Here is a 16594-nt window from a genome sequence, read left to right as displayed (position 1 = left end):
AGGCCCGGACGACGGGCCGGACGACGGGCCGGACCCCGGAGAGCCGGACGGCGGCGGACCGGACGGCGGACCGGACGGCGGCGGACCGGACGGCGGACCGGACGGCGGCGGGCCGGCTGGCGGGCCAGAGGCCCGGAGAGCCGGACGGAGGCCCGGACCCCGGCGGACCGGACGGCAGGCCGGGGCCCGGTGGAGCCCGGACGTGGGCGGGTAGAGGGTGCGTGCCGTCAGGGCACCGCGCACACGGCCCGACCTCGGCGAATGCGAGACTGGCCCGCAGGACGACGAGATCCGGACAGGCGCGGGCGCGGCCCCGGGGCGGCTCCCCGGCGGCGGACGGCGACACGGCAGGCACGGAGGCGGAACGCATGGACGAGGCACGGGCACGGGACGTACTGGCCGCGGCGGGAGCGCTGCCCGGCCGCGCCGGGGACGCGCGACTGCTCACACTCGGCGAGAACGCCGTGTTCGCCGCGGGCGACCTGGTGGTCAAGGTGGGCCGCGACGCCGAACTGCTGGACCGGGCCCGCCGCGAGCTGGCCGTCGCGGTCTGGCTCGCCGACGCGGACGTCCCCGCGGTGCGCGCCGCGTCCGGGGAGGCCCTGCTCGTCGACGGGCATCCGGTGACGGTGTGGCACCGGCTGGCGGATCCGGTGCGGCCCCCCGAGCCGCGAGATCTGGCCGAACTGCTACGGGTCGTCCACGCGCTCCCCTCCTCCTCCTTCGCGCTTCCGCCCCGCGACCTGCTGGACGGAGTGGAACGCTGGCTGCGGCTGGCCGGGGACGCGATCGACCCCGCGGACGCGGCGTATCTGCGCGAGCGCCGCGACGGCTTCGCCGCGGCCGCGGCGGCGCTCACCCCTCATCTGCCGCCGGGCCCCATCCACGGCGACGCCCTGCCGCGCAATGTCCATGTCGGCCCCGACGGACCCGTCCTGGTCGACCTGGAGACGGTCTCCTGCGATCTGCGGGAGCACGATCTGGTCGTCATGGCCCTCTCCCGCGACCGCTACGGCCTCCCGGCCGAGGCGTACGACACCTTCACCGCCGCCTACGGATGGGACGTCCGGGCGTGGGAGGGCTGCGCCGTGCTGCGGGGCGCCCGCGAGACGGCGAGCTGCGCCTGGGTGGCCCAGCACGCGCCGAGCAACCCGAAGGCGCTGGCCGAGTTCGGACGACGGGTGGCGTCCCTGCGGGACGGCGACGAGTCGGTGCGCTGGTACCCCTTCTGAGCGGAAGGACGCTACGAGGCCCGCTCGGCGTCCGCCAGCAGCTCCCTCAGGGGCCAGGTGCCGTCCACCACGGCGGCCTCGTCGCCCTTGCGGCGCAGGAAGCTCTGGAAGTCCGCGGCCCAGTCGGCGTACCACTCGATCTGCCGGCGATGCAGTTCGGCCGGTGCGAGGGCGGCGACCTTGCCGTGGCGGTCGCCTATCGCGCAGGCGAGTCTCGCGGCGGCGAGCGCGTCGGCCGAGGCGTCGTGCGCGGAGTCGAGCGGGACGCCGTACTCGGCGCAGACCGCTTCGAGGTTGCGCTTGCCCCGGCGGTAGCGGTCGGCCCAGCGGTCGATGGTGTACGGGTCGACGACCGGCGCCGGGTCGCGGCCGCCGAGGCGGTCCCGCAGGGACGGCAGACCGTGCCGGTGCAGTTCCGCGGAGAGCAGGGTCAGGTCGAAGGCGGCGTTGTAGGCGACGACGGGGACGTCTGTCCTCCAGTACGTCACCAGGACGTCGGCGATGGCGTCGGCGACCTCGGCGGCGGGGCTTCCCTCGGCGGCGGCCCGCTCGTTGCTGATGCCGTGCACGGCGACCGCGTCGGCGGGGATCTCCACACCGGGGTCGGCGATCCACTCCCGGCGCCCGAGCTCCTGCCCGGCCCTGACCTCTGTCACCGCGCCCGTGACGATGCGCGCCTCGCGCGGATCCGTCCCGGTCGTCTCCAGGTCGAATCCGATCAGCAGCTCACGGTGCCAGCCCATGGGCGGTCCCCTCCTTGGTGGTGCTTTCCCCCGGTGGCCTCCACCTTCGCACGGACCACTGACAACGAGAGGAACGCGCTCCGCCCCACCGGGGGAATATTCAGGACACAGGCCGCGAATCAGCCCATGCCGTGTCGAATTCCTCGCGATAGGTCGGGAACAGCCCGGCCTCCTCCTCCTGCCCCGGCTTGACCACCCGGCTCCCGGCCCGCAGCACCAGCACCGGCGCCTCCATGCCGCGCGCGCGGCGCAGATAGGACTGCACGACCGCTATGCCGTCGGAGCCGTCGCCGTCCACGAGGTACGCGGTGGAGCGGGGGGTCTCGTCGTAGACCTGGATCTCGAAGGCACCGGGATCACGGAGCCGGGAACGCACCCGGCGCATGTGCAGGATGTTCATCTCCACGGACCGGCTCAGCTCGCCGCGCCTCATGCCGAGCTCGCGCTCGCGCCGCTTGACCGCGCTGGAGGCGGGGTTGAGGAAGAGCAGCCGCACCCGGCAGCCGGCCTCCGCCAGCCGGACCAGCCGGCGGCCGGAGAAGTTCTGCACGAGCAGGTTCAGGCCGATCCCGAAGGCGTCCAGGCGGCGGGCCCCGCCGAAGAGGTCCTCGGCCGGGAACTGGCGCAGCAGCCGCACCCGGTCGGAGTGCACCGCGACCACGTCCGCGTACCGGTCGCCGACCAGGTCCTCCACGGCGTCGACGGGCAGCCGGCGCGCGGAGGGCACGTCGCCGCCCGCCCCGAGCGTCTCCAGCAGCCGCGCCGAGGCCCGCTCGGCCTGGTTCAGCACGGCCTCGGACAGCGCCCGGTTGCGGGAGACGACGTTGCGGGTCACCTCCAGCTCGTCCAGGGCGAGTTCGACGTCACGGCGGTCGTCGAGGTACGGCTCGAAGCACGGCCAGTGCTGCACGATGAGCTCGCGCAGCTGGGGCAGGGTGAGGAAGCTGAGGACGTTGTCGTCGGCCGGATCGAGCAAGTAGCCCTTGCGGCGGCTGACTTCGCGCACGGCGACCGCGCGCTGCACCCACTCCTGCCCGGCGGGTCCGGCCGCGGCGACCACCCAGTCGTCGCCGTGGACCGGTTCGTAGATCGGCCGCAGCACCGCGGCGACGACCGCGCGCAGCCGCTGCTCGACCAGGTTCAGCCAGATGTAGGCCCGGCCGGCCCGCTGGGCGCGGGTGCGCACCTCGCGCCAGGCATCGGCGTCCCACTCCAACTCCGGCCCGATGGAACCCGTCTCCATGGGACGGGCCAGTGACACCGTGCCGGGCGGGACCTCTGCGGAGTCCCCCGCGTGACCCTCGTCACCAGGGGGCAGCTCCAGCCCTCCCGAGCCCACCCGCGCACCGCCTTCCGCTCCCCCGAGCTCTCCCCGTCCCAACGATCAAGGAAGGGTACTCCGGGAGCGGTCGGCGATGCAGCCCGATGGGCAGGGTCGTTTCTCAACTGCGCGGTCGCCAGTGGCCGTTCTGCCATTCGAGCTCACCGGGAGTGAGCGGATTCATAGCGGTGACGTCACGCGGGACGACGGAGAAGCCCTGCCAGTGGACCGGCATCGGCTGCTGGTCCTCGTCGCGGGCTATGTGGTGGAAGCCTACGTTCATCCACACCACGGGGTGCGTGAGGGTCTGTCCGTTCACCCACTTGTCCACGGACTTCGCCTGTCCGGCGGGGCAGCCGGGGTTGTGGCTGGCGAACTTCTCGCACGCGTTGTACTGGGTGACGTACATGTCGTGCTTGGTGTAGCTGCGGCCCGGGTACTTGGTGGTGGTGCCGGGGACGATCTCGTACGAGCGCGGGTGCAGGTCCTTGTTCTTGCCGGTCGCGCTGACGACCCGCCACCAGCGGTACGCCTTGGCGTCGCCGGCGAGTTCCTTGGTGACCTTGGTGCGGGTGGTCTTCGTGGTGGGGGCGCGGTTGCCGGCGACGGGCGCGGAGACGGCCGAGTCGTACTGCTCGACGCCGTTCTTCGTGGAGCCGTCCAGGGCGAAGTCGAGCCGCCAGAAGACGTTGTGGCTGTGGCTGGTGGCCTTGGCGCGGTCGCCCTTGCCGATGGGCCAGCCGCGGCCGTCCCCGGCGTCGTAGTCCTCGTAGGACAGGCTGCCGGTGGCACCGACGTTCATGGTGACGGTGCCGTCGTCCTGGAACCGCCACTCCGTCATGTACTCGTACCAGCCGACCTGGTTGACGGTGTAGACGAGCAGGTCCTTGCCCTGGGCCTGGAAGACCTTGTTGGCGGTGTCGCCCTGCATGCGGTAGGCGTGGCCGCGCGAACGGGTCGTGGTGCACAGGCCCTTGACGTTCGGGTCCTGCCAGGCGTCGGGGACCTTGACGGTCTTGATGGTGCCGCCGGGGCACTCGCCGGGCGCGAGGTTCATCAGGCCCTGGGCGAAGCCGAAGCCGGTGAGGTCGTCGTACTCGACGCTGCCGTCGTCGTAGGGGACGTGGATCTGGCCGAGGCGGGCGCTGTTGAGGACCTTGATCGGCTTGGTCTCGCCCTTGGGCTGGTAGGAGATCTTCTCCAGGACCAGGCCGGCCTTGCTGTCGTAGCGCCAGCACATGCGCCAGGTGGTGCCGCTGGTGAGCTTCTGCTGGATGCGGTAGGCCGCGCTGCAGTCGGCGGCGGGCGCGGGGGCGGCCTGCGGCCGGGCGGCGGGCTGGGCGGAGGCCGGGCCGGCGGCGGTCGTCGCCCCGGCGGCCAGCGCGGCCACGGACAGGCCGACGGCGGCCCGGCGGGCACGGCGGATTCGGTTCGCGCGCATGAAGAAATGGCTCCCTAGGAGGAAGTGCAAGTCGGTTTGAAAAGCGGACCGGGACGGCTCAGCCGAGATCGAGGCGGCCGACCTTGCGGGCGCTGAGGTCGACGACGAACGCCCGGGCGTCGATCCACGGGCCGTTCTTGACCTTCGGGAACAGCCGCACGCACCGGTGCTCGCCGCACTTGTCGAGCAGGGCCGGCTGGGCGCCCTGGGCCGCCCGGTACACGGCGCCGTTGAGCAGCAGCTGGTCCGGCCCGGTCAGTTCCTTGCCGGTGGCGTCCTTGTAGTCGGCCTTGAGGTCGGCGCCGAGCGGGTCGGCGATCAGCAGCCGGGCCGCCTCCGTGTACTCGGCGCGGCTCAGCGGCGGCTGGACGCCGCGCTCGGTGGCCGTCCTCTCGACCTTCCCCGTGTCGAGGTTGACCGTCTTGGTCACCAGGGTGTCGTTCTTGTAGTCGTAGAACGACACCTCCGCGCGACGCGCGGCGGGCGCGTCGGCCTCCGGTTCGGCGAGGTCCACGGCGAGACGCTGCGGACCGCGGTCCCCGTCGACGTCCTGGGCCACGTTGCTCAGCTGCGGGCCCGCCGCGAGCTTCGCGACCCGCTCGACCTCGTCGTCGGTCAGCGGGTCGCTGCCGGTGCCTTTCTCGCCCTCCTCGGGCGCCGCCTCGACGACGCCCGGCGCGACGGCCGGGGCCTGCCCGGGCGCCCCCTGGCCGCCCTCCTGGCCCGCCGCCGCGGACGAGCCGTTCCCGGCGCCCGTGGCGCCCCCGTTCTCACCGGCCCCGGCCGTGCCGGGCAGGGTGACGCCGACCATCACGGCGGTCCCGGCCACGGCGATGGCGGCACCGGCCACCACCTTGCCCAGATGGCGGTGCACTATCGTGCGCACATCTTCCCCCTACTCCCCGTACGTCCCCGGGAGTACCTGTTTGCCCCACAGATTCGGCATACGTCGTATGCACTGGTCGTTCGGTAAGAGGGACGTAAGTCATAGGTGGTTCCATCACTTTCCGGGAGACTCGGAGCCAAGGCGACCCCAGCCGGGGCTCACACCTGAAAGAGTCGTATCCATGCAGGTCTGGCCTGGAGAGGCGTACCCCCTCGGTGCCACGTACGACGGCGCCGGCACGAACTTCGCGGTGTTCACGGAAGCCGCGGACCGAGTAGAGCTGTGTCTGCTGCACGACGACGGCTCGGAGACGGCGGTGGAGCTGCGGGAGAGCGACGCGTTCGTCCGGCACGCGTACGTGCCGGGTGTGATGCCCGGACAGCGGTACGGGTTCCGGGCGCACGGCCCGTACGCCCCGGAGCGCGGGCTGCGCTGCAACTCGGCGAAGCTGCTGCTCGATCCGTACGCGAAGGCGATCAGCGGTTCGATCCAGTGGGGCGAGGAGGTGTACGGCTACCACTTCGACGCACCCGAACGGCGCAACGACCTGGACTCGGCCCCGCACACCATGTCGTCCGTCGTGGTCAACCCGTACTTCGACTGGGGCGACGACCGGCGCCCGCGCACCGACTACCACCACACGGTGATCTACGAGGCCCATGTGAAGGGCCTCACCATGCGGCACCCGGGACTGCCGGAGGAGCTGCGCGGCACCTACGCGGCCCTCGCGCACCCGGCGATCATCGAGCATCTGACCGAACTCGGGGTGACCGCCCTGGAGCTGATGCCCGTACACCAGTTCGTGAACGACCACCGACTGGTCGACATGGGACTGAACAACTACTGGGGCTACAACACCATCGGCTTCTTCGCCCCCCACAACGCGTACGCCTCCTGGGGCGACCGCGGGCAGCAGGTGCTGGAGTTCAAGTCGGCCGTGCGCGCGCTGCACGAGGCCGGGATCGAGGTCATCCTCGACGTCGTCTACAACCACACGGCCGAGGGCAACCACCTCGGCCCGACCCTGTCCTTCCGCGGCCTGGACAACCCGTCCTACTACCGGCTCACCCAGGACAAGCGCTACTACATGGACACCACGGGGACCGGGAACTCGCTGCTCATGCGGTCCCCGCACGTCCTCCAGCTGATCATGGACTCGCTGCGGTACTGGGTCACCGAGATGCATGTCGACGGGTTCCGCTTCGACCTGGCGGCCACCCTGGCCCGGCAGTTCCACGAGGTGGACCGGCTGTCGTCGTTCTTCGACCTGGTGCAGCAGGACCCGGTGGTGTCCCAGGTGAAGCTGATCGCCGAGCCCTGGGACGTCGGCGAGGGCGGCTACCAGGTGGGCAACTTCCCGCCGCTGTGGACCGAGTGGAACGGCAAGTACCGCGACACCGTGCGGGACCTGTGGCGGGGCGAGCCGCGCGCGCTCGCGGAGTTCGCCTCCCGGCTGACCGGATCGTCCGACCTGTACCAGGACGACGGACGCCGCCCGCTGGCCTCCATCAACTTCGTGACCTGCCACGACGGGTTCACGCTGCACGACCTGGTGGCGTACAACGACAAGCACAACGACGCCAACGGCGAGGGCAACCGGGACGGCGAGAGCCACAACCGGTCCTGGAACTGCGGAGCGGAGGGCGAGACCGACGACGAGGAGGTGCTGCGGCTGCGGGCCCGCCAGATGCGCAACTTCGTCGCGACGCTGATGCTCTCCCAGGGCGTGCCGATGATCAGTCACGGCGACGAGTACGCCCGCACCCAGGACGGCAACAACAACGCCTACTGCCAGGACAGCGAGCTGGCCTGGGTGCGCTGGCCGGAGCCCGGGGACGAGGAGGACGGCACCGGCCTGTTCGACTTCACCCGCGCGATGGCGCGGCTGCGCAAGGAGCACCCCGTCTTCCGGCGCCGGCGCTTCTTCCACGGACGGCCGGTGGAGGGCACGCACGACGACCTGTCCGACATCGCCTGGTTCACGCCCGAGGGGCGGGAGATGACCCAGCGGGACTGGGACTCGGCCCAGGCGTCGGCGCTGACGGTGTTCCTCAACGGCAACGCCATCTCCGAACCGGGCAGCCGCGGGCAGCGGATCTCCGACGACTCGTTCCTGCTGATGTTCAACGCCTCGCCGAAGGAGCTGGACTTCGTGGTGCCGGTCGATCACGGGCGGCAGTGGCAGGTCGTCGTGGACACCTCCAGCGTGGAGGGCGTCCCGCCGGGCAGCGGCCCGAAGGTGGCGGCCGGGGAACGTCTGACGCTGGCGGACCGCAGCCTGACGGTGCTCCAGCGGCCCGCGTAGGCGTCCGTCCGGACGGGGCCGGCAGACCCGCACGCGGGTGCGGCCCGCCCGGCGCCGACGGTGCCGCACCCGCGGGTGACACCGTCGGCGCTCACCCGTCCGGGCGACCTCGCCGCCCGGATCCGGCCATGCGCACGGACCCGGGTGGCGGGGGCGATGACAGAGAAGGCCGTCGGGCGGGTACGTAGGTCTGCATGACACCTGAGCGATCCGTCCCGCCGGTGCCCACGTCCACCTACCGGCTCCAGCTCCAGCCCGCGTTCCCGTTCGCGGCCGCCGCGGCGACCGTGCCGTACCTGGCCTCGCTCGGCGTCTCGCATCTGCATCTGTCCCCCGTGCTGGAGGCCGTCCCCGGCTCGACACACGGCTACGACGTCGTCGACCACGCGCGCGTGCGCGAGGAACTCGGCGGCGAGGACGGCCTGCGCGCCCTCGCGCACACCGCGCGGGAGCACGGGCTGGGCCTGGTCGTGGACATCGTGCCGAACCACATGGCGATGGCCCCGGCCCACAACCACGCCCTGTGGGAGGTGCTGCGCGAGGGGCCGAAGTCGCCGTACGCGCGCTGGTTCGACATCGACTGGGAGGCGCAGGGCGGCCGGCTGCTGCTGCCGGTGCTCGGGGGGCCGCTCGGCGCCGAGCTGGACGCCCTGCGGGTCGACGGCGACGTGCTGCGCTACTACGACCACTCCTTCCCGCTGCGCGAGGGCACCGGGGACCTGCCCCTGCCGCAGCTGCTGGACGCGCAGTGGTACCGGCCGGCCTGGTGGCGCCTGGCCCGTACGGAGCTGAACTACCGGCGCTTCTTCAGCATCTCGGAGCTGATCGGGGTGCGGGTGGAGGAGCCGGAGGTCTTCGACGCCACCCACGGCAAGATCCTCGCGCTGCTGGAGGAGGGCGTGATCGACGGGCTGCGGGTGGACCACCCCGACGGGCTCGCCGACCCCGACGCCTACCTCGCGCGGCTGCACGAGGCCACCGGCGGCCGCTGGACGGTCGTGGAGAAGATCCTCGCGGACCACGAGCGGCTGCCGCTCTCCTGGCCGGTGGCGGGCACCACCGGCTACGACGCGCTGCGTCGGATCGACGGGCTGTTCACGGACCCGGAGGGCGCCGCGGACCTGCTCGGCCACTACCGGCGGACCGCGGCCCCGCAGACGGACCGCGGCGGCGACTGGGAGGCGACCGTGCGGCGGGCCGCCTACGGCGTGGTCGGACACGAGCTGGCCGCCGAGCTGGACCGGCTCCTGCGGGTGGCGGTCCGGGTGTGCGCCTCCTCGCCCGACCTGGCGCTGCGCGACCGGGCCCCCTGGGCGCTGGCCACGGCCCTGCGCGAGCTGCTGGTCCGCATGGAGGTGTACCGCCCGTACGGGCCCGGGGACGCGGCCGCCGTCGTCACCGAGGAGGCCGCCGCCGAGGCCCGGCTCGCCTTCGTGGTGCCCGAGGAGGCCGGTGCCGTGGACGTCGTACGGGATCTGGTCCTCGGGCGGTACGGGGACGGGCCGGACCAGCTGGAGTTCCGTACCCGCTTCGCGCAGCTGTCGTCGGCGCTGCGGGCCAAATCCGTGGAGGACACGGCGTTCTACCGGTACGTGCCGCTGCTGTCGGCGACGGAGGTGGGCGGCGACCCCGGTGCACCCGCGGTGTCGCCGCAGGACTTCCACGCCCACTGCGCGCGCGTGCAGCGCGACTGGCCCGTGGCGGGCACGGTCGTCTCCACGCACGACACCAAGCGCAGCGCGGACGTGCGCGCCGCGCTGGCCGTGCTCACGCAGGTCCCCGGCCGCTGGGCGGACCTCCTGGAAGGGGTGTCGCGCACCGAGGACCACGTGCCCGACGGGCAACTGGCCTGGGCTGCCTGGCAGACGGTGTTCGGGCTGGGCCCGGCGGACCCGGAGCGGGTGCGGGACGCGCTGCTGAAGCACGTCCGGGAGGCCGGGCTGTACACGAGCTGGACCGAGCAGGAGCCGCCGTACGAGGAGGCGGTGGCGGCGTTCGTGACGGAGGGCCCGTGCGGGGTGCCGGGCGAGCGGGTGGCCGCCTTCCGGGCCTCGCTGGAGCCGCATGTCCGGGCGAACGTGCTGGGCACGGCGCTGGTGCATCTGACGATGCCGGGCGTGCCGGACCTGTACCAGGGCACGGAGGCCGAGTACCGGGCCCTGGTGGACCCGGACAACCGGCGGCCGGTCCCGCTGCCGCCGGACGAACCCGGCGACAAGGCGGCGGTGACGGCGGCCGCGCTGCGGCTGCGGTCGCAGCGGCCCGAGGCGTTCGGGGAGACGGCGACGTACGAGCCGCTGCACGCCGAGGGTCCGGCGGCGGCGCACTGCGCCGCGTTCGCGCGTACCAGGCAGGTGGTCACCGCCGTGACACGGCTGTCGCTGCGGCTGGCGGAGGCGGGCGGCTGGCGCGACACCGTGCTCCCGCTGCCGCCGGGCCGCTGGGCCGATGTGCTCACGCCGGGAAGGGAGTTCACCCGGCACGTGCGCGCGGCGGAGCTTTTCGGACGGCTTCCGGTGGCCCTGCTGGAGCGGGTCGGGGAGGAACGGTAGACGAGGGCGGCCGGCGGACCGCGCCTCCGGACGCCCCCCGGTCGCCCCTGCTCACATTCTTGACAGAGGCTCAACTCCGTGCGGTACTGCGGTTCCAAGGGCAGGCCGGACCAATCGGGGGTGAGTCTCCTGCCTGAGCTGCGCTACCCCAGTGTGCCCGAACTCGTCTCGTCCGCCCGGGCGCTGGCCGCTCTCCATCCCGGCCTGTGCGCCCTGCGCGAGGTGGGCGTGTCGCGGGAGGGGCGTCCGCTGCACCTGCTGTCCGTGGGCCGGGCCCGGCGGACCGTGCTGGTCGTCGCGGGCGCCCACGCCAACGAGCCGGCCGGTGGTCCCACGCTGCTGTCGCTGGCCGGACAGGTGCTGTGGGACAGGGCGTTGCGTGACGGCGTGTCCTGGCACTTCCTGCTGTGCGCGGACCCGGACGGAGCGAGTCTGCATGTCACGCCCGCGCCGCGCAGTCTGCTCGACTACCATCGCGGCTTCTTCCGCCCGGCCGGGCCCGAGCAGCCGGAGTGGTCGCCTTCGGTGCTGCCGCCGGACCGGCTGCCGCCCGAGACGCTGGCGCTGACCGGGGTGATCGACGAGCTGCGCCCCTATCTCCAGGTGACGCTGCACGGCACCGATCTGGGCGGCAGCTGGGTGCAGCTGACCAAGGACATCCCGGGGCTGGCCGAGCCGTTCGCCAAATCGGCGGCGGAGCTGCACATCCCGGTGGAGACGGGCGCGTCGGACGCCGCGGGCTGGCCGGCCTCGGGTCCCGGGGTGCATGTGATGCCCGCGCGGGGGTCGGGGACCGCGTACCCGAGCATGCCGGACGACGCACGGCACAGCACCTGGTACCACGCCCACCGCTACGGCGGTCTCACGGCGGTCGTGGAGGTGCCGATGTGGGCGAGCGACCTGGTGGACGACGTGGCGCCGCATCCGGATCCGGCCGCGGCGCTGCGGCTGCTCGCCGGGCGGCTGCTGCGGGACACGGCGCAGGTGGAGCGGGTGCTCGCCGACGCGCTGCCCCGGCTGGAGGGGCCGGAGGGTCCGCTGCTGCGGGCCGCGAAGTGGGCGCTGGAACTGGTGCCGGGGCTGGCCGCGGACTGGATCCACACCCCGCCCGCGGAGGACTCCCGGGCGTACGTGGGCAGCGTGGACGCCTTCGCGCGGCGGCTTCCGCTGCGGGCCGCGGCGATGCTGCTGCGGGTGCTGCGGGAGACCGACGACCCTGCGGCCCCGCTGCTGGAGCGGCTGGTGGTGGAGTGGAGCGACTCCTTCGCCGAGCGGTTCCACGCGCGCTGGGTGCCTCTGGAGCACCAGGTCGAGCATCAGTCGCGCACGGTGCTCGCGGCGGCGCTGCACGCGCGCGAGCGGGCGGCGTGACAGGTCCCACCACCCGCCCGTGACACCGGCGGCCGGCCACCCGGGACGCCGGCGACCGCCCGCCCGGAACGCCGGCGACCGCTCGCCCGGGACACCGGGGCGTCCGACTCCCCGTGGCACCTACGTCCGACCACCCCCGTGACACCGGTACCCGGTGCCCCTGACATCGGCGCCCCGTGACACCGGCGCCCGGCGGCGCGGGCGCCCGGCCGCTCAGCCGTCCAGGGCGAACACCGGGCCCGTCCGGGCGGCCAGCTCGCAGTCGTTGCCGAAGGTCCGTTCGTAGGCGACGGGCCTGCCGTGCCAGCGCCCGTGCGCACGGACCGTCACCGGCGCGTAGACCATGGTGCACAGGGTGTCCCGCACCGGGATGCGGTCGATGTCGCCGCCGGCGGCGTCGAGCCGGTCGCACGCCTCGGCGGCACGCGCGTGGCCCCGGGGCGGGTCGCACAGCAGCAGGGTGCCCCGGGTGCCGCCGGGCCACGCGTCGCCGTGGGTGACGGTGAGGCGGAGCCAGTCGCCGGGGGAGGTCTCCTGACGGGCCGCCCGGGCCGGGGCGGCGGCGGCGAGCAGGAGAGCGGCCGCCAGCAGCACGCCGCGTACCGCTGTCGCGGTGGTGGTGTACGTCATTCCCGGTGCATCGGCACGACGGCCTGCGCACCCCACCCCGGCTCACCCGAACGGGAACCCGCGCGGGTGTCCTGTGCGGCGGCGAGCTCGAACGCGTCGAGGACGACACGGGTCTGGAACTCGGTCTGGAGCGCGACCGGGATCCAGCGCGCCCGGCAGCTGTCGCGGTAGTCGGCGCACCGCTGGTCGATGAGCCGGTCCAGCTCCGTCAGGGTCCCGGCCGGGACGTGTCGGGCGGCCCGCGCGAGCCGGCGCAGCAGCCCCGCGGTGCGCAGGGCGAGCCGCAGCCCGGCGATGCGCAGGGCGGCGAGATGGGCGTTGCTCAGGGCGGGAAGCGGGCGGGCGCCGGGGCCGGCGACGGTGTCGGGGTCCCAGTCGGCGGCGAGCCCGGGGCAGACCAGTAAATAGTCCTCGACGGGAGCCAGCAGGCGGGCCGCGTCCGGGACGGCGGCCAGATGCGGCCTCAGGCGGGTGAGGAGCAGTTCGAGGAGGCGGGTGTCGTGCCGCAGGGTGGTGGTGACGGCGCGCAGCACGGCGGCGGCGTCGGCGGGCTCGGAGTCGTCCTCGACGGCGGCCACGCCCCACATGGGGGCCTCGACGACGGCGGTGAGGGTGCCGTGGCGGTGCGGGTGGTACCAGGTCGACTCCACGGCGGCCTCGGTGATCGCTGCGGCCAGGTCGCCCCTGCTGGGCGGGGGGATCAGGTAGACGGCGGGGCCGAGCCGGGGCCAGTGCAGGGCGTCGAAGCAGCCGAGTTCGCGGGGGATGCCGAGACGGGCGGCGGTGCGGGCCAGCCGGCGGTCGAGTCCGGGCAGGTCGCGGGTGATCTCGACGAAGCCGCCGCCGACGTCGACTCCGTGCAGCGAGACCTGGAGGAAAGGTTTCAGCTCGTCCTGGAGGCGCAGCAGCGTGCGGGTCTCCGGCAGCGCGGCCGCGGCGGCGCCGTCGGGCAGCCACTCGGGCTGCTCCAGGAAGCCGGGCCGGAAGAAGTGGCGGAAGTAGTTGCCGAGGGTGTACGGACCGTGCAGCCAGTCCTCGTTGCGGCGCAGACCGTCCGGGTCGACGCAGAGCAGCAGGTTCCAGGTGACCCCGTCGGTGAGTTCGGGACGGGCGAGCACCCGCTCGGCCAGCCGCAGGGCGGTGGCGCCGCCCACGGGTTCGTTGGCGTGCGGCCCGGCCACCACGAGGACCTGGCGCTCGCCGTGCCCGGCGGACAGCAGCCACAGGGGTTCGCCGGCGCGGGAGGTTCCGGCCGGGGCCAGCCGGGCGTCGCCCGCACGGCGTTCGACGAGCGCGGCCGCGCGGGCGGCCAGTTCGCCGGCGGTGGGATAGCGCGGGAGGGGCGGCAGGGCACACCTCCACGGCGTGGGACCGGCAGTTCACCTGCTGTGCATGACGTACGCACAGTGAGTCACGAGCCGACCGGGTACGTCAACACCGCGGAAGGGGGCGAACTTTGCGGAACGGTCAGTTCACCGAGAGCCGGAACGCCATACGGCCGAAGCCGACCTGGTCGCCCTCGCGGACGACGGCGGAGCCGATCACCCTGCGGCCGTTGACGGTCGTGCCGTTGGTGGAGCCGAGGTCGCGCAGCACCCACATGCCGCCCTGGCGGGTCAGCTCGGCGTGCACACGCGAGACCGTCTCGTGGCTGAGCCGGAGCCCGCAGGCGGGGTCGCGGCCGATGCGCAGGGCGTGTCCGGTGGCCGGGTGGGGCAGCAGCAGCTTCGGCAGCCGCTCGGCCTGCCAGGCCCGGCGCAGGCGTTCGGTGAACCCGGACACCGCCTCGACGGTCCCGAACACCAGGCGGGAGACCCTGCCGCCCTCCTGGGGCAGATCGGCGGTGAGCGCCGCGAGCTCGTCGGGCCGGCGGGCGGCCAGCGCCAGCTCCATGCGCCGGACGAACGTGTCGTGCGACAGCCGTCCCATGGCGGCGCCGTCGCGCAGCACCTGCAGCGCCTTGTCGCGCTCCGCGTCGGACAGCCGCGCGGGGTAGACCGGGAACTCGAAGGACGACGTCACGCACGTGATTGTCGGTCAGTGAACCCCGGGTGTCCAGAAAACGGGGGACGGCCGCACGTGCGCACACCTCAGGACACCTGCGGGGAAAGGGGGGATTTCGAGCCCGGATCTCCCGTGGTTGGCGCACCATGGTGGGGCTACATCACGGTGAGCAGACGAAGGGGAACCGTCCGTGCAGTTCGAGGTGTGGGCACCGCAGGCCGGCCGAGTGACGCTCCAGTGCGACGGGGGCACGCACGCGATGGAACGCGATCCGCGGCGCGAGGGGTGGTGGACGGCACAGGCGGAGGCCGCCGACGGCTCGCGGTACGGCTTCGGCGTGGACGACGGCCCCGTGCGTCCGGACCCGCGCTCGCGGCGTCAGCCGGACGGCCCGCACGGGCTGAGCGCGGTCGTCGACCAGGGGCTCCACACCTGGCGCTCGCCCTGGGAGGGACGCCCGTTGCAGGGGGCGGTCCTGTACGAGCTGCATGTGGGGACGTACACGCCCGAGGGCACGCTGGACGCGGCCGCGGGGCGGCTGGAGCATCTGGCGGAACTGGGCGTCACGCACGTGGAGTTGATGCCGCTGTGCCCGTTCCCCGGGCGGCACGGCTGGGGGTACGAGGGGGTGTCGCTGTGGGCGGTGCACGAGCCGTACGGCGGCCCCGCGGCGCTGAAGCGGTTCGTCGACCGGGCGCACGGGCTGGGGCTCGGGGTGGTCCTGGACGTCGTGCACAACCATCTGGGGCCGGACGGCAACTATCTGCCGGTGTTCGGGCCGTACTTCACGGACACGCACCACACGCCGTGGGGCCAGGCGGTCAATCTGGACGCGCCCGGTTCCGACGAGGTGCGGGCGTATCTGCTGGGCAGCGCGCTGGCGTGGCTGCGCGACTACCGGCTGGACGGGCTGCGGCTGGACGCCGTGCACACGCTGGCGGACACGCGCGCGTACCACTTCCTGGAGGAGCTGTCGGCGAACGTGGACGCGCTGGCGGCGGAGCTGGGCCGGCCGCTGTTCCTGGTGGCCGAGTCCGATCTGAACGACCCGAGGACGGTCACCTCGCGCGAGGAGGGCGGGCTGGGGATGCACGCGCAGTGGAGCGACGACTTCCACCACGCGCTGCACGCCGCGGTCACCGGCGAGTCGCAGGGCTACTACGGCGACTTCGCGCGCGCCCCGTTCGCCGCGCTGGCCAAGACGCTCTCGGGCGGCTTCTTCCACGACGGCACGTACTCGAGCTACCGGGGGCGCCGTCACGGCCGCCCGCTGGACCGCAGCCGGGTCGCGGGGCACCGGCTGCTCGGCTACACGCAGACCCATGACCAGGTCGGCAACCGCGCCCAGGGCGACCGTCTCGCCGCGCTGGCCTCCTCCCCCGGGCTGCTGGCCTGCGCGGCGACGCTGGCGCTGACGGCGCCGTTCACGCCGATGCTGTTCATGGGCGAGGAGTGGGCGGCGGGCACGCCGTGGCAGTTCTTCACCGACCACACCGACCCGCAGCTCGCCGACGCCGTACGACGGGGCCGGCGGCGGGAGTTCGCGGCGTACGGCTGGCCCGAGGAGGACGTGCCCGACCCGCAGGACCCGGCGACCCGGGACCGTTCCTGCCTGGACTGGACCGAGCCGGGACGTGAGCCCCACGCACGCATGCTGGCCTGGTACCGGCGGCTCCTCACCCTGCGCCACGAGCTGCCCGACCTCACGGATCCCGACCTCGCCGACACCAAGGTGGCCTTCGACGAGGACGCCCGCTGGCTGGCCTTCCGCCGGGGCGACATCTGCGTGGCCGTCAACCACGGCAAGTCGTCCGCCGCGATCCCGATCGGCAGCCGTCCGGCCCGTCTGCTCGCCGCGTGGGAGCCGGTCGAGATGCCCGGCGACGACGGGGTGCTGCACCTGCCCGCCCAGTCGTGCGTGGTACTGGCCCGGGACTGACACCCCGGCGGACGACGGCCCGCCGGACAGGCCCTGACGCGCGGCGCCGGACACCCCACCGCACGCGACGGCCCGCCCGGCGGGCCCCGGCACGCGGCGCCGGTGTCACGCGGCCGCCGCAAGCCTCCTCCCGGGCGAAGCCCCGGCGCACACGCCCCGGCGGAGACCTG

Annotated in this window: 12 protein-coding genes; 5 read left to right on the top strand and 7 right to left on the bottom strand. The window is 73.7% G+C overall.

Translation table 11 applies throughout. The annotated features are described in order from the left end of the window. Nucleotides 1-368: 368 nt before the first annotated feature. On the top strand, nucleotides 369-1232 hold the full coding sequence (locus tag ACIQGV_RS01370) for a phosphotransferase enzyme family protein (protein ID WP_402488773.1): 864 nt from the start codon (nucleotides 369-371) through the stop codon (nucleotides 1230-1232). A gap of 11 nt (nucleotides 1233-1243) precedes the next feature. Here the strand turns inward: ACIQGV_RS01370 and ACIQGV_RS01365 are convergent, their stop codons facing one another. The 4 genes from ACIQGV_RS01365 to ACIQGV_RS01350 form a co-directional block, all read right to left on the bottom strand. Continuing rightward, nucleotides 1244-1975 carry a 3'-5' exonuclease gene (locus tag ACIQGV_RS01365; protein WP_402488770.1) on the bottom strand — a complete coding sequence of 244 codons (732 nt, stop codon included), beginning with the start codon at nucleotides 1973-1975 and terminating at the stop codon, nucleotides 1244-1246. Between the two features lie 100 nt (nucleotides 1976-2075). Further along, nucleotides 2076-3314 (bottom strand): SAV2148 family HEPN domain-containing protein, encoded by a 1239-nt coding sequence (locus ACIQGV_RS01360; protein ID WP_402488767.1) that lies wholly within the window; start codon nucleotides 3312-3314, stop codon nucleotides 2076-2078. A 103-nt stretch (nucleotides 3315-3417) separates the two neighbouring features. Next, nucleotides 3418-4737, bottom strand: coding sequence for a copper amine oxidase (locus tag ACIQGV_RS01355; RefSeq protein ID WP_402488764.1), 1320 nt, complete (start codon nucleotides 4735-4737; stop codon nucleotides 3418-3420). Nucleotides 4738-4795: 58 nt separating this feature from the next. Beyond that, on the bottom strand, nucleotides 4796-5623 hold the full coding sequence (locus ACIQGV_RS01350) for a Tat pathway signal sequence domain protein (protein ID WP_402488761.1): 828 nt from the start codon (nucleotides 5621-5623) through the stop codon (nucleotides 4796-4798). A gap of 181 nt (nucleotides 5624-5804) precedes the next feature. Here ACIQGV_RS01350 and glgX point away from each other — a divergent pair, with 181 nt between their 5' ends. The 3 genes from glgX to ACIQGV_RS01335 all read left to right on the top strand — a co-directional run bounded on the left by glgX (nucleotide 5805) and on the right by ACIQGV_RS01335 (nucleotide 11851). Then, a complete protein-coding gene (gene glgX, locus ACIQGV_RS01345) occupies nucleotides 5805-7928 on the top strand; it encodes a glycogen debranching protein GlgX (RefSeq protein WP_402488758.1) in 2124 nt (707 codons plus the stop codon). 194 nt (nucleotides 7929-8122) lie between these two features. Further along, entirely contained in the window at nucleotides 8123-10480 is a 2358-nt protein-coding gene (gene treY, locus ACIQGV_RS01340) for a malto-oligosyltrehalose synthase (RefSeq protein WP_402488755.1), read from the top strand. Between the two features lie 120 nt (nucleotides 10481-10600). Then, complete coding sequence (locus ACIQGV_RS01335; protein ID WP_402488753.1) at nucleotides 10601-11851, top strand: M14 family zinc carboxypeptidase; 1251 nt, start codon at nucleotides 10601-10603, stop codon at nucleotides 11849-11851. 213 nt (nucleotides 11852-12064) lie between these two features. Here the strand turns inward: ACIQGV_RS01335 and ACIQGV_RS01330 are convergent, their stop codons facing one another. The 3 genes from ACIQGV_RS01330 to ACIQGV_RS01320 form a co-directional block, all read right to left on the bottom strand. Beyond that, nucleotides 12065-12481, bottom strand: a complete 417-nt coding sequence (locus ACIQGV_RS01330) for an SSI family serine proteinase inhibitor (RefSeq protein WP_402488750.1) — start codon at nucleotides 12479-12481, stop codon at nucleotides 12065-12067. Then, nucleotides 12478-13830, bottom strand: a complete 1353-nt coding sequence (locus tag ACIQGV_RS01325) for a M14 family zinc carboxypeptidase (protein WP_402489473.1) — start codon at nucleotides 13828-13830, stop codon at nucleotides 12478-12480. The genes ACIQGV_RS01330 and ACIQGV_RS01325 overlap by 4 nt, the downstream gene beginning before the upstream one ends. A 118-nt stretch (nucleotides 13831-13948) precedes the next feature. Then, a complete protein-coding gene (locus ACIQGV_RS01320) occupies nucleotides 13949-14503 on the bottom strand; it encodes an FHA domain-containing protein (RefSeq protein ID WP_402488747.1) in 555 nt (184 codons plus the stop codon). Between the two features lie 172 nt (nucleotides 14504-14675). Between ACIQGV_RS01320 and treZ the strand changes: the two genes are divergently transcribed. Beyond that, nucleotides 14676-16424, top strand: coding sequence for a malto-oligosyltrehalose trehalohydrolase (gene treZ / locus ACIQGV_RS01315; RefSeq protein WP_402488744.1), 1749 nt, complete (start codon nucleotides 14676-14678; stop codon nucleotides 16422-16424). Nucleotides 16425-16594: the final 170 nt, after the last annotated feature.

This window comes from Streptomyces sp. NPDC093094, assembly GCF_044754345.1.
Classification (GTDB): Bacteria; Actinomycetota; Actinomycetes; order Streptomycetales; family Streptomycetaceae; genus Streptomyces.
Note: the sequence above shows the minus strand (reverse complement) of the source record. Positions and strands in the feature narration are given on the sequence as shown.

What these genes read in the sequence shown, in the direction of transcription:
- ACIQGV_RS01330 (WP_402488750.1), bottom strand. Translation starts at nt 12,481, where the DNA reads ATGACGTACACCACCACCGCGACAGCGGTACGCGGCGTGCTGCTGGCG.
- treY (WP_402488755.1), top strand. Translation starts at nt 8,123, where the DNA reads ATGACACCTGAGCGATCCGTCCCGCCGGTGCCCACGTCCACCTACCGG.
- glgX (WP_402488758.1), top strand. Translation starts at nt 5,805, where the DNA reads ATGCAGGTCTGGCCTGGAGAGGCGTACCCCCTCGGTGCCACGTACGAC.
- ACIQGV_RS01355 (WP_402488764.1), bottom strand. Translation starts at nt 4,737, where the DNA reads ATGCGCGCGAACCGAATCCGCCGTGCCCGCCGGGCCGCCGTCGGCCTG.
- ACIQGV_RS01370 (WP_402488773.1), top strand. Translation starts at nt 369, where the DNA reads ATGGACGAGGCACGGGCACGGGACGTACTGGCCGCGGCGGGAGCGCTG.
- ACIQGV_RS01365 (WP_402488770.1), bottom strand. Translation starts at nt 1,975, where the DNA reads ATGGGCTGGCACCGTGAGCTGCTGATCGGATTCGACCTGGAGACGACC.